The organism is Caulobacter sp. UNC279MFTsu5.1, from assembly GCF_900114015.1.
Classification (GTDB): domain Bacteria; phylum Pseudomonadota; class Alphaproteobacteria; order Caulobacterales; family Caulobacteraceae; genus Caulobacter.
Window position 1 is genome coordinate 65,229 of record NZ_FORN01000008.1, and the last position, 20,079, is coordinate 85,307.

At 69.0% G+C, this 20,079-nt stretch carries 17 protein-coding genes; 11 read left to right on the plus strand and 6 right to left on the minus strand.

The genetic code is table 11. The features are described 5' to 3' along the window. Positions 1-12: 12 nt before the first annotated feature. Positions 13-2,124, minus strand: coding sequence for an alpha-glucuronidase family glycosyl hydrolase (locus BM066_RS06750; protein ID WP_369823231.1), 2,112 nt, complete (start codon positions 2,122-2,124; stop codon positions 13-15). A 225-nt stretch (positions 2,125-2,349) separates the two neighbouring features. Here BM066_RS06750 and manD point away from each other — a divergent pair, with 225 nt between their 5' ends. From manD to BM066_RS06765, 3 genes are all read left to right on the plus strand, one after another. Beyond that, positions 2,350-3,561, plus strand: coding sequence for a D-mannonate dehydratase ManD (gene manD, locus BM066_RS06755; RefSeq protein WP_089925718.1), 1,212 nt, complete (start codon positions 2,350-2,352; stop codon positions 3,559-3,561). 155 nt (positions 3,562-3,716) lie between these two features. Next, positions 3,717-4,469, plus strand: coding sequence for a FadR/GntR family transcriptional regulator (locus tag BM066_RS06760; protein ID WP_089925721.1), 753 nt, complete (start codon positions 3,717-3,719; stop codon positions 4,467-4,469). A 28-nt stretch (positions 4,470-4,497) separates the two neighbouring features. Further along, on the plus strand, positions 4,498-4,977 hold the full coding sequence (locus tag BM066_RS06765; RefSeq protein WP_089925724.1) for a surface-adhesin E family protein: 480 nt from the start codon (positions 4,498-4,500) through the stop codon (positions 4,975-4,977). Between the two features lie 145 nt (positions 4,978-5,122). On the opposite strand, the gene BM066_RS06770 is transcribed toward BM066_RS06765, so the two are convergent. Next, complete coding sequence (locus tag BM066_RS06770) at positions 5,123-5,587, minus strand: hypothetical protein (RefSeq protein ID WP_089925727.1); 465 nt, start codon at positions 5,585-5,587, stop codon at positions 5,123-5,125. 132 nt (positions 5,588-5,719) lie between these two features. After that, positions 5,720-8,128: a glycoside hydrolase family 3 N-terminal domain-containing protein gene (locus tag BM066_RS06775; RefSeq protein ID WP_089925730.1), complete on the minus strand. Its 2,409-nt coding sequence runs from the start codon at positions 8,126-8,128 to the stop codon at positions 5,720-5,722. Between the two features lie 194 nt (positions 8,129-8,322). Here BM066_RS06775 and BM066_RS06780 point away from each other — a divergent pair, with 194 nt between their 5' ends. From BM066_RS06780 to BM066_RS06790, 3 genes are all read left to right on the plus strand, one after another. Continuing rightward, positions 8,323-9,588 (plus strand): SGNH/GDSL hydrolase family protein, encoded by a 1,266-nt coding sequence (locus tag BM066_RS06780; RefSeq protein ID WP_255367503.1) that lies wholly within the window; start codon positions 8,323-8,325, stop codon positions 9,586-9,588. A gap of 540 nt (positions 9,589-10,128) precedes the next feature. Further along, positions 10,129-10,332, plus strand: coding sequence for a hypothetical protein (locus BM066_RS06785; protein WP_018060960.1), 204 nt, complete (start codon positions 10,129-10,131; stop codon positions 10,330-10,332). Between the two features lie 323 nt (positions 10,333-10,655). After that, positions 10,656-10,934, plus strand: a complete 279-nt coding sequence (locus BM066_RS06790; protein WP_007665420.1) for an HU family DNA-binding protein — start codon at positions 10,656-10,658, stop codon at positions 10,932-10,934. Positions 10,935-11,117: 183 nt separating this feature from the next. Here BM066_RS06790 and BM066_RS06795 read toward each other — a convergent pair whose 3' ends face one another. Next, positions 11,118-11,936, minus strand: coding sequence for a LytR/AlgR family response regulator transcription factor (locus tag BM066_RS06795; protein WP_089925733.1), 819 nt, complete (start codon positions 11,934-11,936; stop codon positions 11,118-11,120). Beyond that, a complete protein-coding gene (locus BM066_RS06800; protein WP_089925738.1) occupies positions 11,933-12,991 on the minus strand; it encodes a sensor histidine kinase in 1,059 nt (352 codons plus the stop codon). The genes BM066_RS06795 and BM066_RS06800 overlap by 4 nt, the downstream gene beginning before the upstream one ends. Before the next feature lie 181 nt (positions 12,992-13,172). On the opposite strand from BM066_RS06800, the gene BM066_RS06805 reads away from it, so the two are divergent. From BM066_RS06805 to BM066_RS06825, 5 genes are all read left to right on the plus strand, one after another. After that, positions 13,173-13,445, plus strand: coding sequence for a hypothetical protein (locus tag BM066_RS06805; protein ID WP_089925741.1), 273 nt, complete (start codon positions 13,173-13,175; stop codon positions 13,443-13,445). After that, positions 13,435-13,869, plus strand: coding sequence for a helix-turn-helix domain-containing protein (locus BM066_RS06810; RefSeq protein ID WP_089925744.1), 435 nt, complete (start codon positions 13,435-13,437; stop codon positions 13,867-13,869). The genes BM066_RS06805 and BM066_RS06810 overlap by 11 nt, the downstream gene beginning before the upstream one ends. A gap of 8 nt (positions 13,870-13,877) precedes the next feature. Further along, positions 13,878-14,396 (plus strand): DUF1440 domain-containing protein, encoded by a 519-nt coding sequence (locus BM066_RS06815; RefSeq protein WP_143093669.1) that lies wholly within the window; start codon positions 13,878-13,880, stop codon positions 14,394-14,396. Between the two features lie 252 nt (positions 14,397-14,648). Further along, positions 14,649-17,849, plus strand: coding sequence for a TonB-dependent receptor (locus BM066_RS06820; RefSeq protein ID WP_089925749.1), 3,201 nt, complete (start codon positions 14,649-14,651; stop codon positions 17,847-17,849). A 131-nt stretch (positions 17,850-17,980) separates the two neighbouring features. Then, complete coding sequence (locus BM066_RS06825) at positions 17,981-19,120, plus strand: aldose epimerase family protein (RefSeq protein WP_089925898.1); 1,140 nt, start codon at positions 17,981-17,983, stop codon at positions 19,118-19,120. Positions 19,121-19,122: 2 nt separating this feature from the next. Here the strand turns inward: BM066_RS06825 and BM066_RS06830 are convergent, their stop codons facing one another. Continuing rightward, entirely contained in the window at positions 19,123-20,073 is a 951-nt protein-coding gene (locus BM066_RS06830; protein ID WP_089925752.1) for a helix-turn-helix domain-containing protein, read from the minus strand. Between the last annotated feature and the right edge of the window lie 6 nt (positions 20,074-20,079).

Here is a 20,079-nt window from a genome sequence, read left to right on the forward strand (position 1 = left end):
GGTTTTCGCCCCCTAGATCCCCGGTGCGTAGGGGAAGCTGAGCTTCTCGTAATAGTCCAGAGAATGGGCCGGGGGCGCCTCGCCGGCCGGCAGCGGCAGGCCCGAAAAGGCCTGGAAATAGGCGATCGAGGCGTCGCGCCACCACTGGGCCTCCCGGCGCTGGATCGTCAGGAAGTCGGCGACCTGGGCGTGGCGCTCGGGATCCACATAGGGCGCCAAATCGGCCCAGGTGCGCTCCATGCCGTCCACATAGGACACGCCGCGCGAATAGTGGGTGACCAGCCCGTCCCACAGGGTCTGGCCCGACTTCAGGCGATAGGTCCACGGCAGGTGGTGGAACCACAGCAGGTCCTTTTCGTCGATCGTCTTCAGGTCCGAGAAGCGCCGGGCCACCGGCGGGGCGTACTGGGCCGCGGCGTTGCTGCCGGCGGCGGTGCGGTCGAAGCCGATCCCGTCCTTGCCGGCCTTGGCGTAGTAGACGCTGGTCCAGTCGGCGCGCTCGCCGCCGCTCACCCACGGGCCGGGACCGTAGTGGTGGCTGCGGCCCATCTGGTGGTGCAGGCCCAGTGGCGTCATGTAGTCGACCGCCGCCTCGCGCGAGCCCATCATCATCGCCACGGCCGGCGCGACGAAGCGCGGGTCGGTGGAGAAGGTCATCTTCGCCCAGTCGGCGGCGATGTCCCGGGTCGAGGCCTCGGGATCCCAGGCCAGACGGCCAAAGACGTACCAGTTGGCCTGGTCGAACTGCGAGCCCGACCAGTTTCGGTCGCGGCCGATGTTGGAAACCCCGGCCATCAGGGTCAGGGGCCGATTATCGAGCGCGCCGTCCACCACCTTGGCCACGGTCGAACCCTGCCCCTTGGCGTAGGTGTCGGACTTCAGGGTCTCTTCGTAGAGCGGGCCCAGATAGACCAGGTGGGTGGCGAAGCCGAGATATTCCTTGGTGATCTGGAACTCCATGCCGAGGTTGGTCTTGGGCATGGCCCCGAACAGCGGGTGGAACGGCTCGCGCGGCTGGAAGTCGATCGCCCCGTTCTTGACCTGGACGACGACGTTGTCGCGGAACTGGCCGTCGAACGGCTTGAACTCGCCGTAGCCCTGCTTGGCGCGGTCGTCCGGCTGCTCGTGCGAATAGACGAAGGCCCGCCACATCACGATCCCGCCGTGCGGCCCCACGGCGTCGGCCAGCATGTTGGCCCCGTCGACATGGGTGCGGCCATAGTCCTGCGGTCCCGGCTGGCCTTCCGAATTGGCCTTGACCAGGAAGCCGCCAAAGTCGGGAATAGCCTGGTAGATCTCGTCGGCCTTGGCCTTCCAGAAGGCGCGGACGGCCGGGTCCAGCGGGTCGGCGGTCTTCAGTCCGCCGATCTCGATCGGGGCCGAGAAGCGCGCCGACAGATAGACCTTGATCCCATACGGCCGGAACACCTCGGCCAGGGCCGCGGCCTTGGCGATATAGGGGGCGGTCAGGCTGTCGGCCTTGGCGTTGACGTTGTTCAGCACCGCGCCGTTGATGCCGATCGAGGCGTTGGCGCGGGCGTAGTCGACATAGCGCGGATCCTTGTAGTCGGGCAGCTTCCACCAGTCCCACAGCGAGGCCCCGGCATAGCCGCGCTCGACACTGCCATTGAGATTGTCCCAGTGGTTCAGCAGGCGGTGATTGACCTTGGGGGCCGACAGGATGTCGAGCTTGTCGACGCCCTGCCCCGTCTGGACCAGACGCAGATAGGCGAAGACGCCGTACAGCACGCCGATGTCGCGGTTGGCGGCGATGACCGTGGTCTTACCCACGGTTCGGATCAGGTAACCCTCCTCGCCAGCGCCCTGCAGCGGCAGGTTCAGGGCGGCGACGGCGGGCGAGCCGGCGGGCGTGCCCAGCAGGATCGAGGGAGCGTCCGGCGCCGGCGCGCCGCCGACCAGGCCGTCCAGCCCGCGCTGCAGTTCGGCGCGCGCGACCTTCAGGGTCGGCGTATCGGCGCAGGGCGCGATCGCGCGAGGCTGCGGCCGCTGGGCCGCCGGCAGCGGCCGATAGCGCAGCCACAGGTCATAGCCGTCCTCGGCCTGGGCCACGGAGCCCCAGAAGGTCGCCGAGATCAGGCCGGCCGCCAGGCAAAGCCCACGCACGAAGGACACAGGACGCATGTTTTCTCCCTGGCGACACTCTGCCACGCGATGCGAGGGGCGCGACGGTCTTGACCTTCTGATACCGCTACCTTGAACAAAGGTCGAGACACCATGGCATTATTGGTCAGACCAATAGGTTGACAACCGCCGCGCCTGATTTAGACCGATACCGCTACCATCCGACCTTCGCCAATTGGATCACTGTCGGATCAACGAAAGCGCCCCATGCCGAAGATCACCGCCGCCAGAGTCATCGTCACCTGTCCGGGGCGCAACTTCGTCACCCTGAAGATCGAGACCAGCGACGGCGTCCACGGCGTCGGCGACGCCACGCTGAACGGCCGCGAGCTGGCCGTGGCCAGCTACCTGGCCGACCACGTCATCCCCTGCCTGATCGGCCGCGACGCCCACCAGATCGAGGACATCTGGCAGTACCTGTACAGGGGCGCCTACTGGCGGCGCGGCCCGGTGACCATGGCCGCCATCGCCGCGGTCGACATGGCCCTGTGGGACATCAAGGCCAAGATCGCCGGCCTGCCGCTGTACCAGCTGCTGGGCGGGGCCTGCCGCACCGGCGTGATGGTCTACGGCCACGCCAACGGCGCGACGGTCGAGGAGACCCTGGAGAACGCGGCGGCCTATGCGGCCCAGGGCTACAAGGCCATCCGCCTGCAGTCGGGCGTGCCCGGACTGAAGGGCGTCTACGGCGTCTCCAAGGACAGGTTCTTCTACGAACCGGCCGACGGCGACCTGCCGACCGAAAGCCTGTGGTCGACCGAAAAGTACCTGCGCAGCGCGCCCGGCCTGTTCGCGGCGGCTCGCGACACGCTAGGCTGGGACCTGCACCTGCTGCACGACGTCCACCATCGCCTGACCCCGATCGAGGCCGCCCGCCTCGGCAAGGACCTGGAGCCCTACCGCCCCTTCTGGCTGGAGGACGCCGTCCCCGCCGAGAACCAGGCCAGCTTCCGCATCATCCGCCAGCACACCACCACGCCCCTGGCCGTGGGCGAGGTGTTCAATTCGATCTGGGACTGCAAGCAGCTGATCGAGGAACAGCTGATCGACTATATCCGCGCCACCGTGGTCCATGCCGGCGGGATCACCCACCTGCGCAGGATCGCCGGCTTCGCCGACCTGCACCACGTGCGCACCGGCTGCCACGGCGCCACCGACCTGTCGCCGGTCTGCATGGCCGCAGCCCTGCACTTCGACCTGTCGATCCCCAATTTCGGCATCCAGGAATACATGCGCCACACCGAGGCGACCGACGCGGTGTTCCCCCACGCCTACAGCTTCGCGGACGGCATGCTGCACCCCGGCGAAGCGATCGGCCTGGGCGTCGACATCGACGAGGCGCAGGCCGCCAAACACCCGTACAAGCGCGCCTACCTGCCGATCGCCCGCCGCGAGGACGGCTCCATGCACGACTGGTGAGGTCGTCGAAACCCGGTCTGTACCCCAGGGTTTTCCGGCGATCGCCAAGCTTTAGGGACCGGCGCCAAAAATAGCCCGCGCGGGCCAGGTGGGCTATGCTATCGCGGAGTTCGAAGGGCCTTTCGGGGCCGCCGCCGAGGAACTGACGCAGACCCATGGCCGAGAACGTCAAGCTCTACCGTCGCATCGCCGACTCGATCGCCGACGCCATCGAGGGCGGCCAATACAAGCTTGGCGACCGCCTGCCCACCGAACGCGAGCTGGCCGAGCAGTTCGGGGTCAGCCGACCCACCCTGCGCGAGGCGATGATCGCTCTGGAAATGCTGGGCATGATCGAGGCCCGCCACGGCCTGGGCATCTATGTCACCGGCGAGGTCCGCCCCGTCGCCCCGGCCAGCACCGAGCCCGCCTTGGAGATCGGCGCGTTCGAGCTGATCGAGGCCCGCCGCCTGTTCGAGGGCGAGGCCGCCGCCCTGGCCGCCACCGCCATCACCGACGAGCAGATCCAGGAGCTGGAGGCGCTGATGGAGCGCATGGCCCGCGAGGAGGAAATCCAGGGCGAGGACGCCGACCGCGAGTTCCACATGGTCATCGCCCGCGCCTCGGGGAACGGCGCGATCATCGCCACGATCGAGAACCTGTGGGACTGGCGCAACCGCTCGCCCCTGGCCCGCAACATCCTGACCCGGGCCCGCGGCATGGGGCTGGAGCCGCGCATCGTCGAGCACCGCCGGGTGTTCGAGGCCCTGAAGGCCCGCGATCCCGCCGCCGCCCGGCAAGCCATGCGCGACCACCTGGAGCGGGTCATCGACCACCTGCTGCACGCCACCGAGACCGAGGCGGTCGAGCGGGCCAAGCAGGAAACCGGCGCCCGGCGCTCGGCGATCGCCAAGCGCGTCGCCATCTGACGGCGCCCGCGCCGATCTGGAGACCGTCATGCTCGCCTTGATCCTGATGCTGCAGACGGCCCCGATCCAGGACGCGCCCTCGCCGGTCGATCCGGTGACGGTCTCTCCCGAGAAGCCGGCGACCAAGCCGATGCCGCTGTGGGCCGAAAAGGTTCAGCCGCGCGACTGGCCGTTCATCGGCGGCGTCGAGGACCGCTCGATCCTGGTGTTCGCCAAGACCGCCGCCACGCCGGCCGGATCGCCCTATCAGCAGGTCTGGATCCGCCACGAATACAAGGCCGTGCAGACCGACGCCGCCGACGGGGTCGCCCTGGCGCCCTACCGTTCGGAAAAGCTGGTCGAGGAAGTGGACTGCGCCAGGCAGTTGTTCCGGCGGCTCAAGGCCTACCGCCACAGCGACAACAACTTGGAGGGCCAGGCCCAGGCGCTGGGCTTCACCGAAGCGGCCTGGACCGCGCCCGAGCCCGACACCTTCGACGCCACGATCGTGCGGGATGCGTGCCTGTAAGGGCCAGAGCGGATCGACATTTAGCTCCGGGGACGAAAACCTTGTCCTTCGACAAGCTCAGGATGAGGTTTTCGACGGACTGGGCCTGTAGATGGTCCTCATCCTAAGCCTGTCGAAGAACGAGGACCACGCTTGCCGCGGCGACCTAGAGCCCCTGCCCCTTCAGCACCTCGGGATCGATCGCCAGGCCGTAGAGATAGCGGTGGCGCGAGGCCGAACCGCGCTTCAGCCCCTTCAGTTGGGCGTTCTGGTCGTCCGTCAGCCTGAACGGCCGGTAGCCGCGACGACGAAGGCAGGTCTCCAGCGCCGGCGCCAACTGATCGGCGACGTTGTTGCGGATCCGGTGCTGGCCGCGCTTGGCGCTTTCCGTCACCTCGAAGACGTCCTGGCCTTCCATGGCGAACATCTGGTCGACCGGCGGCACGGAAACCGGCGTGGCGCTGCCCGCGAGCCAGGCGCACTCGACCGCGTCGGTGCGGTACTGCAGGAACGAGACGCCCGGCTTGCCCCAGCTCTGGCGACCAGGCGCGGGCTGCGCCTGGGCGACGCCGGCCAGCGAGATGACAAGGCCCGCGGCCAGGATCGCGAACCACCGGATGGAAGGGCGCATCTTCAGCCTCCACGTCGCGCCCAGACTATCGCCGCCCCGGACCGAAGCAAGGTTCTGGCGCCGCACGCCGAGCGGCCTCCCGGACCGCCGTGGGGACGGGCGCACGCGCCTGTCCCCAGCCGCGGCGTCGCTCTAGCCCGTGACCGTCAGCGTCGCCGGCTTCAGCTGGGCCGAGTTCGGGCCCGACAGCAGGGTGAACTGGCCCGGCTCGACCACGCGCTTCATCTCCAGGTTCCACAGCGACAGGTCCAGCGGCGAGACCTCGAAGGTCACCGTCTGCTTGGCCCCGGGCGCCAGGGTCACGCGCTTGAAGTGCTTCAGCTCCAGCAGCGGACGGGTCACGGAAGCCGCCTCATCGTGGATGTAGAGCTGCACCACCTCGTCGCCGGCGACCTTGCCGGTGTTGGTCACGTCGACCTCGACCTTGACGGTCTCGCCAGCGCCGATCTGCGCCTTGGCCGGGCGCGGGGCCGAGATGTCGAAGGTGGTGTAGGACAGGCCGAAGCCGAACGGGTAGAGCGGCGAGGTGTCGCCCAGCAGATAGCCGCGGCGGGCCGTGGGCTTGCGGTTGTAGTAGATCGGCAGCTGGCCGACGTCGCGGGCGATGCTGACCGGCAGCTTGCCGCCCGGGTTGGCGCGGCCGAACAGGATGTCGGCGGCGGCGTTGCCGGTCTCCTGGCCCAGGTACCAGCCCTCGACCAGGGCGTCGGCCCGTTCGGCCAAGAGGTTCACCGACAGCGGGCGACCGTTCAGCAGGAAGACGACCGTGGGCTTGCCCAGGTCGAAGATCGCCTTGGCCAGGTCGTTCTGCTGGCCGATCAGGTCCAGGCTGTCGCGATCGCCCAGGTGATTGTCGGCCCAGGCCTCGCGGCTGGTCTGCTCGTTGTCGCCCAGCACCATGACGACCACGTCGGCCTTCCTGGCCACCTCGACGGCCTCGGCGATCAGCTTGGCGTTGACGGCCGGGTCGACCAGCTTGACCTCGTCCTGGGCCCAGACGTGGCTTTCGGTGATCCGCACGGCCTCGGCGTAGTCCAGCGTGAAGCCGCTCTTCTTGGCCTCGGCCTGCAGTCCCTCGTAGATCGACACCACATGGCGCGGCACGTCGCTGTAGCCGCCGATCGGCGTGTCCTTGGCGTGCGTGCCCAGCAGGGCCAGGCGCTTGAACTTCGACGGATCGAGCGGCAACACGCCCTTGTCGTTCTTCAGCAGCACCACCGCCTTGCGTGCGGCTTCGCGGGCCAGGGCGACGGCGTCGGGCGCGGCGGTCTTGGCGTCGGCCGTCTTCTCGTCGGCGTAGGGGTTCTCGAACAGCCCGCCCTCGAACTTGATGGCCAGCACCCGGGCCACCGCCTCGTCGACCTGGCTCTGCTGGATGCGGCCGGCCTTCACCAGCTCGGGCAGCAGGGCGTAGGCCTCGCCGTCGGGCAGCTCGATGTCGACCGTGGCGTTCATCGCCATCACGGCGGTGTCGGCCAGGCTGTCGGTCAGCTTGTGGCGGCCGGCCAGTTCCTTGATGGCGAAATAGTCGCTCATCGTCGCGCCCTTGAAGCCCCACTCGCCGCGCAGCACGTCGTGCAGCAGCCAGCGGTTGGCGTGCGAGGGCACCCCGTCGATCTCGTTGTACGACGGCATGACCGAGCGCACCGGCAGCTCCTTCACCGCCCGTTCGAACGGCGGGAAGAAGTTCTCGCGCAGGGTCCGTTCGGCGATCTGGGCCGGGCCGACATTGGTGCCGTTCTCCGGCTGGCCGTGGCCGGTCATGTGCTTGAGGGTGACGAACACCTTGTCCTTGGCCAGCGGCAGGGTCTTGCCCTGGAAGCCGCGGATCGCCGCCAGGCCGATCTCGGCGCACAGGTGCGGGTCCTCGCCGTAGGTTTCCTCGATGCGGCCCCAGCGCGGGTCGCGGGCCACGTCGACCACCGGGGCCAGGGCGATGTTGGAGCCGCGGGCCCGCATCTCGCGGGCGGCGACGGCGAAGCTCTTCTCGACGATGTCCGGATCGAAGGTCGAGGCCAGGGCGATGGCCTGCGGAAAGCTGGTGGCGTCGCGCGCGACGTAGCCGTGCAGGGCCTCGTCGTGCATCAGCATCGGAATGCCCAGGCGCGTCTGCTCCATCGCCCACTTCTGGGCGGCGTTGACGTAGCGGGCGGTTTCCTTGGCGTTGCGGTTGACCGAGCCGTCGTCGGCGCCGGCGGCGGCGTCGACCACCGTCGCGGGCTTGAGGCCCTTGCGGTCGCTCGGGCGCGAAATCTGGCCCAGGCCGTTGGGGAAATTCTTGCTGGCCTCCTGCGGCGAGAACTCGCCCTCGGGGGTCTGGATCTTGGCCTTGGTCAGCCAGATGCCGATCAGCTGGGCGGCCTTCTCCTCCAGCGTCATGCGCGAGAGCAGGTCGCGGACCCGCAGTTCGACCGGCTGGGCCGGGTCCTTGTACAGCGGCTTGCCGGCGGCCGGGGCGGCGGCGCGGGCAAGGGTCGAGGACGCGGCGGCCAAGGCGGCCAGGCTGACGCCGAGCGTGCGGCGGGTGACGGTCTGGCTCATGATCTCTTTCGTTTCCCCACGATGGAACAAACCGTCGAACGGACGGTGGCGGCGTTGCTCGCCGACGTTGAAGGGCAGTATGGAAGCAGAGATCTGACCACTCAAGTTTTTTATGGTACCGGTCTCATTCCCTTGCCTGGGATCGGGTGAGCAAAAAGGGCCCATCGTCGAACGGGCCGGAGCTGGAGGAAGCCTTGGATATCGGAAAACGCGCCCTGGTCGGGCTGGCGATCGCGCTTTCGATCAGCGCCGGTCCCGTCACGATGGCTTCCGCCGCGCCGACTCGGGCGGCGAAGACCGAGCGCTGGGTGGCCTCCTGGGCCTCGGCCCAGATGATCCCCGCGGCCAAGGACGCCCTGCCCGCCGCCGAGGTCGTCGACGGCGCGCTGCGCCAGACCCTGCGGCTCAGCACCGGCGGCGGCAAGATCCGCGTGCGGCTGTCCAACGCCTTCGGGACCGAGCCGCTGAAGCTGTCGGGCGTCCATGTCGCCCTGGCCGCCGCGCCCGGCTCGGCCCGCATCGACCTGGCCAGCGACCGGGCCCTGGCCTTCTCCGGCCGTCCCGAGGTCACGATTCCCGCCGGCGCCGAATACCTGTCCGACCCGATCGACTTCCCGGCCGCGCCCCTGGCGAATCTAGCCGTCACGATCCGCTTCGACGGCCCGCCCCCGGCCCAACAGACCAGCCATCCGGGCTCGCGCACCACCTCGTGGTTCGGGGCCGGCGACCAGCTGGCGGCCGCGGAGCTGACCGGCGGCAAGTCGCTTGACCACTGGTTCGTGATCGCGGGCGTCGATGTGCTGCGACCGGCCGGCGCCAGCCTAGTGACCTTCGGCGACTCGATCACCGACGGCTACGGCGTCACCACCAACGGGAACAACCGCTGGCCCGACATCCTAGCCGCCCGGCTGCAGGCCGATCCGCGCACCCGGGGCGTGGGCGTGCTGAACGCCGGCATCGGCGGCAATCGGCTGGTGCTGGACGGCCTGGGCCCCAACGCCATGGCCCGCTTCGACCGCGACGTGCTGAACCAGGCCGGCGTCAGGTACGTCATCCTGCTGGAGGGCGTGAACGACCTGGGGACCCTGACCCGCGAACAGCCGGCCAGCCCCGAGGCCCACGCCGCCCTGGTGAACCGGATGACCGCCTCGTACGACCAGATGATCCGCCGCGCCCGCGAGCGCGGGATCAAGGTCTACGGCGCCACCATCATGCCCTTCGGCGGATCGGGCTACTATCACCCCGACGCAGCCAACGAGCAGGACCGCCAGGCGGTCAACGCCTGGATCCGGACGCCCGGCCGCTTCGACGCGGTGATCGACTTCGACCGGCTGATGCGCGACCCGGCCAATCCCGGCAAGCTGGCGCCGGCCTACGACTCCGGCGACGGCCTGCATCCGTCCCTGGCCGGCTACAAGGCCATGGCCGACGCCGTGCCGCTGGAGCTGTTCACGCGCTGACGCCCGCCGCCGGACCCGGAACCATCCAAGATTGAGATCCATGTCGAACGCGCATGACGAGTAACAAAATCGGCATTGGTCATGAGCGGGGTTGTGGCGCTAGCATCACAACCGAACGTCGCATTTCGACGTTCCATGACCCCCCCTTGATCTGGATGGGCGCCGATTTTCCCCCTCGGCGTCCATCCTTTTTCGGCGCGCTCCAGAACGCCTCGGCCGCCGGATCGGACGGGCGACCCGGATCTCGACGGGCGCCTCCAGGTTCGCGTCCCAGGCCGACCGACCGCCGCCGAGGCTGTCGGCGTCCTGATCGCCGGCGGACAGAAAAGCTTCAAGGTCACCGGTTACAACCCGACCGGCCGGCCGCTGCGCGCGGCGATGACCGGGTTGCACGTCGAGGCCGGCAAGACCGGTTATCGCGTCCGCATCCTCGTCCCGGCCGGCGCGCCGGAGATCACCCCGTTCAACAACACCGTCATCGCCCCCTGATTTAGCTTGGAGACCCCGGAGCCGACGCGCTCCGGGGGCGTTTGCTCACCCATGGCCGAAACCCTCACCGTACCCCGCGACCTCGTCCAACGCCTGCGCGCCCGGCTGCCCGCCGTGACGCGCGAGCACCTGTTCGACTGCTACGCGATCAGCGAAACCACCTGGACCAAGCTGCGCGACGGCAAGCCGATCAAGCGCTCGACGCTCGAGCGCATCCTGCAGCGCTACGAACGCTTGCTGGCCCGCGCGGCATGACGCCGGACCGGCGTCGGCGCGTTGCGGACGGCCTTGGCGGCGGGGCCCGGCCGCGGCGGCCTTCGGCGCCGATTCTCGGGATTCGCCGCCCTTCTTCGCAGGCGCACAATCGGTTCGCGCTTGCACAAGCGCCTCGTCGCCAGCGGCTGCCGGGTTCGCCTGTTTCCTTTAGTGGGTTGATAGGACGGCGATTTTCCGCAACCTGGCGCCGGCCCGCCCCCGTTGGACAGGCGCGTTAACCCTCGTTCTCATGATGAGGTGACAAAGCGCGTTTGGCCCGGCAGGGTTGGCTCTCTTTTGATTCCCAGCAGATGAGCTGATTTATGAACGTTTCGGATCTGGTCGACGCCGCCGTGGCCGCCGACGACAAGCTGACCAAGGCCCAAGCCAAGGCCATCATCGACGGCGTCTTCAAGTCGCTGACCGACGCCGCCGTGAAGGGCGAAGAAGCCTCGATCCCGGGCTTCGGCAAGTTCAAGGTCCAGGCCAAGCCGGCCCGCACCGGCCGCAACCCCTCGACGGGCGCCGCGATCGAGATCGCGGCCAGCAAGAAGGTCGCCTTCACGCCGGCCAAGCAACTGAAGGACGCCGTCAACGGCTGATCCCTCGGCGAGCGGCCGGTCTCACCACCGGCCGCTCATCCGGCCTTCAGGCGCTCTGAACTTCTGACTCCAGAGCCTGAAGCGCCCGCCTCGTCTGGTTCGACCGATGCGGCTTTTCCGGACGGCCCCAGGCGTCCGACGCGGCGGCTCCGCCCCGCCCTCTTCTCCCAGGACATTTCAGATCTACAGCGGCTTGGACGTCCGCGCCCGTCCTGACGGGTTGCGAAACAGCCGTCGCACGGCGGCGGCGTGGCTGCGGCCCACCGGCGGCCGGGCGCCCGTCGACAGGACCGCCGTCAGGCCGCCGCCCGGGCGCGGCGCCAGCTGGGCCACCCGGTCGCGCCGCACCACGGCCGAACGATGGATGCGCACGAACGCCTCGGGGTCCAGCCGCTCCACCAGGCCGCGGATCGAATCCCGGACCAGGAAACTGCGGGCGCCGACATGCAGGCGGACATAGTCGCGCTCGGCCTCGATCCAGTCGAGGTCGCGCACCAGCACCCGCTGGGCCCCGCCCCTGCCGTCGATCCATAGCTCGGTCTCGAAATCACCCGCGGCGCTCCGTCCGTCGGCCCGCAGATCCTGGACGATCGTCCGCAGCTCGTCGATCCGCTGCTCGGCGTCGCGCGCCCGGATCTGGGCGCGGGCCCGGGCCAGGGCCTCGGCGACCCGCGTCCCGTCGAACGGCTTGAGCAGATAGTCCACCGCCGCCAGGTCGAAGGCCTGGACGGCGTAACGGTCGAAGGCGGTGGCGAAGATCACCACCGGGCCTTCAGGTCCGGCCAGGGCGCGGGCCACGCTGACCCCGTCCAGCCCCGGCATCTTGACGTCGATGATCACCACCTGGGCGGCGGTCTCGCGGGCCAGGGCCAGGGCCTGCTCGCCATCGACGGCGGCGCCGACGATCCGCACGTCCTCGACCTCGGCCGCCAGGCGACGCAGCCGGCGCAACGCCAGGGGCTCGTCGTCGGCCAGCAGGACGGTCAGGGCTTCCTCGCTCATGCGCGCTCCAAGGGAAGATCCAGGCGCACCTGGAAGCCCCGCGGCTCGCGGGCGCCGCAGGTCAGGCGCGCGCGTTCGCCGTAGCGGGTCTCCAAGCGGCGGCGGACGTTCTCCAACCCCACGCCCAATCCCGGCGGCGCGCCCACGCCGCCGACGCCGTCGTCGCTGATGGTGATCGACATCATGCCGTCGCGCTGGGCGGCCACGACCACCTCGATGACCAGCGGTTCGCTGCTCCGGGCCAGGCCGTGCTTGACGGCGTTCTCAATGATCGGCTGCAGGATCAGGTTGGGGACCAGGGCGTCGACCAGGCCCTCGGCCCCGCGCTCGACATAGCGCAGGCGCTCGCCGAAGCGGATCTGTTCGATGGCCACGTACTGCCGCTCGCCGTCCAACTCCTCGACCAGGGTGACCATCTCGCGCACGTCGCGCTCCAGCGAGCGGCGCAGGAAGCCCGACAGGCCCAGGATCATCTGCTCGGCCCGGTCGTTCTGGCGTTCCATCACCAGGGTGGCCAGGGCGTTGAGGGTGTTGAACAGAAAGTGCGGGCTGATCTGGTAGCGCAGCATGCGGTTCTGGGTCTCGGTGGCCAGGACCCGCGCCGCCTCCAGCTTGAAGCGGGCCTCGCGCGCGGCGAGGTCGGCGTGCACGGCCGTGAAGATCGCCGCCCAGGCCGCGAAGAACCAGAACACCGTCCGGCCGATCAGCATCACGCCCCAGAAGGTCGACTCCGGCCAGCGCGGCAGGATCTCGCAATAGATCACGTAGTCGACCACGCCGAAGATCAGCGCGCCGATCAGCGACAGGCCCGCGATCAGCGCCAAGCGCAGACTGAACGGCCACGGCGTCGAGCGCAGCAGCAGCGGTCGCATGGCCAGGCATAGCAGGGCCCCGAACACGCAGATGATCGCCCGCCGAACCGACCCGTCCCAGAAATGGGGCGCCTTGGCGGTGACCCAGCTGAGGGTCAGGGCGGCATAGGCCAGCAGCCAGACCCCCGCCGTGGCGATCAGGATGGTCCGGGTCTGCTGCTGGGCGGCCGGCGTCGACGTCATGGGCCATTGTCGCCGCTGGCGGCCCGCGCGCAAAGCGCCGTTCGCAGACGGAGCGGCGCCGTTGGCAGACGTCCTCGTCGCTCGCAGCAGGACGCCGACCGTTGGTCTCCCGGCGCCTGACACGACGGCCCTCGCTGGCAAGATCGACGGGCAAGAGTCGATCCCCACGGAGAAAGGCCCGATGACCGCGCGCTCCAAGGACATCCCGATGCTGACCCTGCGGGCGCAGATCACCATCGAGGTCTCGGCGCTGGACTATGTCGAGGCCGCCGAGCACCAGCGACGGGCCGAGGCCCTGCTCGAGGTGGTCCGCGCCGAATACGCCTCGGCCGCCTTCACCTTCCACCACCTGCGGCCCAGGCTGGCGGACGAGACCAAGAAGGCCGGCGAAGCGACCCCGCCGCGCCGCTACAAGACCCGCCCCCGCGTGCTGGCGGTCTATCATGACAGCTGAGGTCGTCCGCATCCGCCGCCGCGACGCCGTGCTGGCGGCGCTGGAGACCTTCCGGCGGATCCATCCCGCCATCAGCCTGACCAGCGTGCGGGCCTTCCTCTATGTCGCCGAGAACCCCGGCATCAACATCACCGAACTGGCCCTGGCCTGCGGCCTGACCGACGCCGGGGCCTCTCGCGTGGCGCGCGCCTTGGCGGGACGCAGCATCGAGCGGCCCCTGCCCCCGTCCCTGGACCTGCTGGAGTGCGTGACCAGCGCCGTCGACCCGCGCGAGCGCCTGCTGTGGCTTTCGCCCCGCGGCCAGGCCCTGGCCGCGCGCATCGAGCAGCTGATCGCCGCCCAGACCCCGATTCAGGCGCCGATCGTCGCGGTCCCGGATCCGGCGCCCGGCCCCGCCCTCCACCGTTCCACGCGCTCCAACTGAGACCGACCATGGCCCCATCCTCTTCGAAGACCGAGCTCAGCCCTGTGCTCGCCGTCCTGGCCGGCGGACTGACGGCCGCCCTGCTGGACATCGTCTACGCCTTCACCTTCTTCGGCCTGACGCGCGGGACCAGTCCCGTGAAGATCCTGCACTCGATCGCCAGCGGGATCCTGGGCAAGGCCAGCTACGGCGGCGGCGCGGTCTCGGCGATCCTGGGCGGGGCGCTGCACGTCGGCATCGCCCTGGTCATGGCGTTGGTCTATGTCGCCGCCGGCCGGGTCCTTCCCGCCCTGAACCGTCGTCCGTGGTTCTGGGGACCGCTGTACGGCATCGGCTGCTACGTCGTGATGAACTACGTGGTCCTGCTGCTGCGCTTCGGCCCTCGCCCCACGCCCCACCTGGACGTGCTGATCGGCGGTCTGGCCATCCACATGTTCGGCGTGGGCCTGCCAATCGCCCTGTTCGCCGCCCGCGCGGCCGGGCGCCGCCCCTCGACCCCGGGCATCGTCCAGGCCCCCGTCGGCTGAGCCGCCTCGCCCGCCCGACAACCGCCCGCACCGGCGCCGCTGGTGCGGGTTTTCGTGCGTTCAGAATTCACAACCACATATACAACATTAGATAAATCAACTTACCATCCAGTATGTAGATTTCACCGTGCCTATACAGTGACAACATTTCGGTATTTTAATAATTTACCCTAGATATATTGACCAAGACCGCCGTAATTCGCTGTTTGAGATAACGCGAAATCTCTTCGCGCTTCACATGCAGGGGGTTACATGTCCACCCATTCGAATTCGCAAGATCGACGATCCGTCACCCGACGCGGACGGCTTCTGGCCACGACCGTGGCGGCCGGCCTGGCCTCGGTCGCCACGCCTGCCAGTCTGGCGGTCCTGGTCGGCCTGGCGCCGCACCAGGCCCTGGCCCAGGACTACAGCTCCGGCGCCCTGGCGGGCACGGTGGCCGACGCCAGCGGAACGCCGGTGGCCGGCGCCGCGGTCAAGGTCAAGTCGCTGGCCCAGGGCTTCGAGCGCGATCTTGTCACCGACAGCGACGGCCGCTTTCGCATCGCCCTGATCCCGTCGGGCGGCTATTCGGTGTCGATCAGCAAGGCCGGCTACCAGACGGTCAACAATCCCAACGTCCGCGTCACCGTCGGCTCGACCGCCAACTTCGGCTTCACGATCAACGAGGAAGGCGCGAGCGTCTCCGAGGTCGTGGTCACCGGCGCGGCCAATCCGCAGCTGGACTTCGCCGGCACCACCACCGGCCTGGTGGTCGATGTCGAAACCCTGACCAAGCAGGTGCCGATCGCCCGCAACGTCACCTCCCTGGTCCTGCTGGCCCCGTCGGCGATTCCCGGCGACTCCAGCAACAACTTCGTGGTCCAGGGCCAGTCACAACCGGCCGTCGGCGGCGCCTCGGTCGGCGAGAACGTCTTCTATATCAACGGCTTGAACATCACCAACTTTGTCAACGGCATCGGCGCGGCCGTCGTGCCGTTCGAGTTCTACAAGTCGGTCGAGGTCAAGACCGGCGGCTACCCCGCCGAGTTCGGCCGCGGCACCGGCGCCATGGTCAACGCCGTGACCAAGTCGGGCTCCAACGACTTCACCTTCGCGCTGCACGGCAACTACGAGCCGGACAGTCTGCGCGCGCAGATGCCCAACACCACCAACGCCCGCAATTCGCTGGCCAAGCGCACGGACAAAAACTTCACCGTCGAGGCCGGCGGCCCGATCATCCGCGATCGGCTGTTCTTCTACGGCCTGGCCACGTTCCAGGACCTGAAGGTGCAGGCGGCCGCCAACAGCACCTCGCCGACCGCCACCCGCAGTTCGCTGACCAGGGACCGCACGGCCGACCCGTTCTACGCCTTCAAGCTGGACGGCTACATCACCGACAGCCAGCATCTGGAGTTCACCTACTTCGACACCAGCCGCAAGCGTAAGCGCGACAGCTACCAGTTCCTGCTGGCCAACGACGAGATCCTGCCCGCGCGGTCCAGCGCCGACAGCCTCTACCAGGGCGGCGAGAACTACGTGGCGCGTTACACCGGGACCTTCACCGACTGGCTGACGCTTTCGGCCGCCTACGGTCGCAGCGAAGTCGACAACAAGGTCGTCGGCGACCTGCCGGGCGAGTCGATGGTCCAGGACGCCCGAACCGGAACGGCCACCATCGTCAGCCGCCAGACCTCCGCCTCGGCGACCGTGCCCTCCCTGGCCAACCGCGAGTTCTATCGCGCCGACGCCGACCTCTATTTCAACCTCGTCGGCAGCCATCACATCCGGGGCGGCTTCGACGAGGAAAAGACCCTGCTGACCCAGTTCATCGTCCGCAACGGCGAGCGCAACTGGATCTACCGCAAGGCCGGGGCCAACGGCGCCCAGGGCGGGGCCATCGCGCCGAACCAGGAATATCTCGAGCTGCGGCGCTTCGAGACCGGCGGCGCCTACAACGGCAAGAACCGGGCCTACTACATCCAGGACGCCTGGGACGTGACGGATCGCCTGACCCTGAACCTGGGCGTCCGCAAGGACCAGTTCTCGGTGTCCAATCCGGACGGCATACCGTTCTCGTCGTTCGACAACGAGATCGCCCTGCGCCTGGGCTTCGCCTACGACCTGTTCGGCGCACGCACCGACAAGCTGTACGGCTCCTACGGTCGGACCTACCTGCCGGTGGCGTCCAACACCGCCTTCCGCGCGGCCTCGGCGGCGATCGACGTGTCCGAGTTCTTCCTGCCGGTCGGCGGGGCGGGCGCGACCTTCACCTACGATCCCCTGACCGGAAAGCCGATCGGCGGGCGCGGGGCGCAGATCACCGCCGCGGACCAGAGCACCAACCTCGACCCCTGCACCGCGCTGCTCAAGAGCATCGCGGCCGTGGGAACGATCGCCTGCGTCATCCGCAACAACGGCGTCTCGCCGCAGCCCGACGAGGTCTCGGCCCTGAACCTGAAATCGACCTATCAGGACGAGTACATCGCCGGCTACGAGCACCGCATCAACGCCCTGTGGAAGGTCGGGGTGAACCTGACCTATCGCTCGCTCGGGCGGGTCAGCGAGGACGTGGTCATGGACCAGGGCATCCGTCTGTGGTGCTCGGCCAACGGCTACGCCCAGACCAACGCGGCCAAGACCGGCTGCACGGACGTCTGGAACGGCACGCACCAGTTCCTGATCGTCAATCCGGGCAGCGACGTGAAGATCAAGCTGTCGGACCCCCTGCCCGGCGAAACCACGGAACGAACGATCACCATCACCGCCGACCAGATGCGCTATCCCAAGGCCAAGCGCGAGTATCTGGGCGTGGAGTTCAACTTCGATCGCGAGTTCGACGGTAAGTGGGGCCTGCGCGGCTCCTACGTGCTGTCGGAATCCAAAGGCAACTTCGAGGGGGCGGCCCGCTCGGACAACGGCCAGACCGACGCCGGCATCACCGTCGATTTCGACCGCCTGACCTACATCCCCGGGACTTACGGCCTGCTGCCCAACCACCGGGGACACCAGATCAAGCTGTTCGGCTCCTACGCCGTGTTCGAGGACCTGATGCTGGGCGGCAACCTGTCGGTGCTGTCGCCGCGCAAGTACGGCTGCATCGGCGTGGCGCCGCCGAACGCCGCGCCCGACGCCGCGGACGCCAACGGCGACGGGGCCAACGCACGCTTCTGCGGCGGAAAACTGGTCAATCGCGGGACCTCGTTCGAGAGCGACTGGATCACCCGGTTCGACGTCTCGATGCGCTACACCGTGCCGGCCAGGTTTGTCCCCCTGATCCCGATGGCGGGCAGCAAGGCCGACAGCAACCTTGTGCTGCGGGCCGACATCTTCAACCTCTTCAACCTGCAGGGCGGCACCGACTACGACGAGTTCGGCGAGACGGCCGGCGGCGCGCCCAGCCTGACCTATGGCAAGGTCAGGACCTACCAGGCGCCGCGTTCGGTGCGCCTGGGCTTCGACTGGCAGTTCTAGGCCCCGCCCCCCAAACCTGAAATCGGGAGGCCGTTTCCGATCCGTCGGAAGCGGCCTCTTGATCTCGCTCGCCATTTGACTGACACCGGTTTCCATAACAGCTCGGCGCGAGCGATCTTGGGATGGAAACCATGGCCGTCACAGTGACGCTGACCAGGGCCACGTTCGTCTCCACGGCCCTGGTGTTCGCCGCCACGCCGGCCCTCGCCGCCACGGCGGCCCGCGCGCCCTACGGCGCCACCGCCGCCGGCGCGCCAGTCGAAGTCTTCACCCTGACGAACGACCGCGGCATGAACGTGAAGGTGCTGTCCTACGGCGGCGTGATCACCCAGGTGAACGTCCCAGACCGCAAGGGCGAGGTCCGGAACGTCGTCCTGGAGCTGGCCGACCTGAAGGCCTACGAAGCGCGGGCCAATTTCAGTTCGCTGCTGGGCCGCTACGCCAACCGGATCTCGAACGGCGGCTTCACTTTGGACGGCGTCCGCCACGACCTGCCCAGCGGCGCCGAGGGCGTCTCCTCGCACGGCGGCCCGACCGGCTTCTCCACCCGACTGTGGACCGCAACGCCGTTCCAGCGCCGCGGCGAGGCCGGCGTGACCCTGGCCTACACGGCCGCGGACGGCGAAGGCGGCTATCCGGGAACGCTGAAGGTCGCCGTGACCTACACGGTCACCCGCAAGAACGTCCTGCGCATCGACTACCGCGCCACGACCGACAAGCCGACGGTGATCAATCTCAGCCACCATGTCTATTTCAACCTGGCGGGCGGCGGGACGGTCTACGACCACACGATCCAGGCGCTGGCCAGCCGCTTCACCCCGATCGACGCCCGCAAGCTGCCGACCGGCGAGATCGCGCCTGTGGCCGGCACGGCCCTGGACCTACGCCGCCCCGTGCGCCTGGGCGACCGGGTCGCGGCCGACGATCCGCAGATCCGGTTCGCCAACGGCCTGGACCACAACTTCGTCGTCGACGGCGGCGGGCGCGGCGGGCTGGTCCCGGCGGTGCGCCTCGCCGACCCGGCCAGCGGCCGCACCCTGGAGGTCGCCACCACCCAGCCGGGCGTCCAGCTGTTCGCCGCCAACAGCTTCAATGGAACCCTGAAGACCCCCGACGGGCGTCCGCTCGAGAAGGGCGCGGGCCTGGCCATCGAGACCCAGCACTTCGCCGACAGTCCCAACCATCCGAACTTCCCGACGACGGTGCTGCGGCCGGGTGAGACGTTCAGTCAGACGACGGAGTTCCGGTTCGGGGCAGCCCCCCAAGATTAACCTCAGGCCGCCGCCGCCTGCCGGAACTCTCGCGGCGACAGGCCGTACTGGTCGCGGAACGCCCGGCTGAAATGGGCCGAGCCGTTGAAGCCCCAGCGGAAACAGATCTCCGAGATCGACAGCCGCGCGTGCTGGGGGCTGGCCAGGTCGGTGCGGCAGCGCTCCAGTCGGCGGGTGCGCAGATAGTGGCTGAAGGTCTCGTCGGCGCTGGCGAACAGCTTCTGGACGTAGCGGGGCGAGACCCCCTCCTCGTCGGCCACGCGGCGCAGCGACAGGTCCGGGTCGGGCAGCAGGGTCTCGATGGTCTGGCACAGGCGCTGGAGGTGGGCGGTGGGCGCGCCGGCCCCCAGGCCCAGCACGTCGGCCCTCGCCCCGCCCTCGGCCAGACAGATGGCCAGGAACTCGGTCAGGGCCAGCTCGACCGGACGCAGTTGGTCGACGGTCAGGTCCTCCAGCCCCTCGGCCGTGGCCCGCAGCAGGCCCGACAGGATGTGGGCGACCCCGGTCGCCGCCTGCAGCCGCCCCACCCGCAGGCTGACCGGGGTGATCAGCCGGTGGTCGAGGGCCACGCGCGGGGCGCGGACGAACATCAGCCGGCAGCGGGTCTCCAGCCGCAGAGCCGCGGCCTGGCCGGTCGGGCCGTAGGCGATGTCGCCGGGGACCAGTTCCTCGGCCAGGTCGTCGGTGACCAGGGTGGCCGCGCCGCTCAGCAGAACCGCCAGCCAGACCGCCGCCGGCTGGCCGCTCAGGCGTCCCGAGATCGCCTGGGCCCCGGCCTCGACCAGGGCGAACTCGATGCCCAGCGGCGAGGTCAGGCAGACCACCGAGGCGCTGGCCGGCTCGGCGTCGGACAGGCCCTCGATCGGCAGTCCCAGCCGGTTCATCGCCTCGCGCCAGGCCTCGGCCCGTTCGGCGCGGGGGTGACTGTCGGTGCTGAACGACCAGGCCTTCATCGGCGG

Coding starts and splice junctions, on each gene's coding strand:
- BM066_RS06805 (WP_089925741.1), top strand. CDS start 13,173: ATGACCGCGCGCTCCAAGGACATCCCGATGCTGACCCTGCGGGCGCAG.
- BM066_RS06810 (WP_089925744.1), top strand. CDS start 13,435: ATGACAGCTGAGGTCGTCCGCATCCGCCGCCGCGACGCCGTGCTGGCG.
- BM066_RS06795 (WP_089925733.1), bottom strand. CDS start 11,936: ATGAGCGAGGAAGCCCTGACCGTCCTGCTGGCCGACGACGAGCCCCTG.
- BM066_RS06765 (WP_089925724.1), top strand. CDS start 4,498: ATGCTCGCCTTGATCCTGATGCTGCAGACGGCCCCGATCCAGGACGCG.
- BM066_RS06820 (WP_089925749.1), top strand. CDS start 14,649: ATGTCCACCCATTCGAATTCGCAAGATCGACGATCCGTCACCCGACGC.
- BM066_RS06760 (WP_089925721.1), top strand. CDS start 3,717: ATGGCCGAGAACGTCAAGCTCTACCGTCGCATCGCCGACTCGATCGCC.
- BM066_RS06790 (WP_007665420.1), top strand. CDS start 10,656: ATGAACGTTTCGGATCTGGTCGACGCCGCCGTGGCCGCCGACGACAAG.
- BM066_RS06825 (WP_089925898.1), top strand. CDS start 17,981: ATGGCCGTCACAGTGACGCTGACCAGGGCCACGTTCGTCTCCACGGCC.
- manD (WP_089925718.1), top strand. CDS start 2,350: ATGCCGAAGATCACCGCCGCCAGAGTCATCGTCACCTGTCCGGGGCGC.
- BM066_RS06770 (WP_089925727.1), bottom strand. CDS start 5,587: ATGCGCCCTTCCATCCGGTGGTTCGCGATCCTGGCCGCGGGCCTTGTC.
- BM066_RS06800 (WP_089925738.1), bottom strand. CDS start 12,991: ATGACGTCGACGCCGGCCGCCCAGCAGCAGACCCGGACCATCCTGATC.
- BM066_RS06785 (WP_018060960.1), top strand. CDS start 10,129: ATGGCCGAAACCCTCACCGTACCCCGCGACCTCGTCCAACGCCTGCGC.
- BM066_RS06775 (WP_089925730.1), bottom strand. CDS start 8,128: ATGAGCCAGACCGTCACCCGCCGCACGCTCGGCGTCAGCCTGGCCGCC.
- BM066_RS06815 (WP_143093669.1), top strand. CDS start 13,878: ATGGCCCCATCCTCTTCGAAGACCGAGCTCAGCCCTGTGCTCGCCGTC.
- BM066_RS06830 (WP_089925752.1), bottom strand. CDS start 20,073: ATGAAGGCCTGGTCGTTCAGCACCGACAGTCACCCCCGCGCCGAACGG.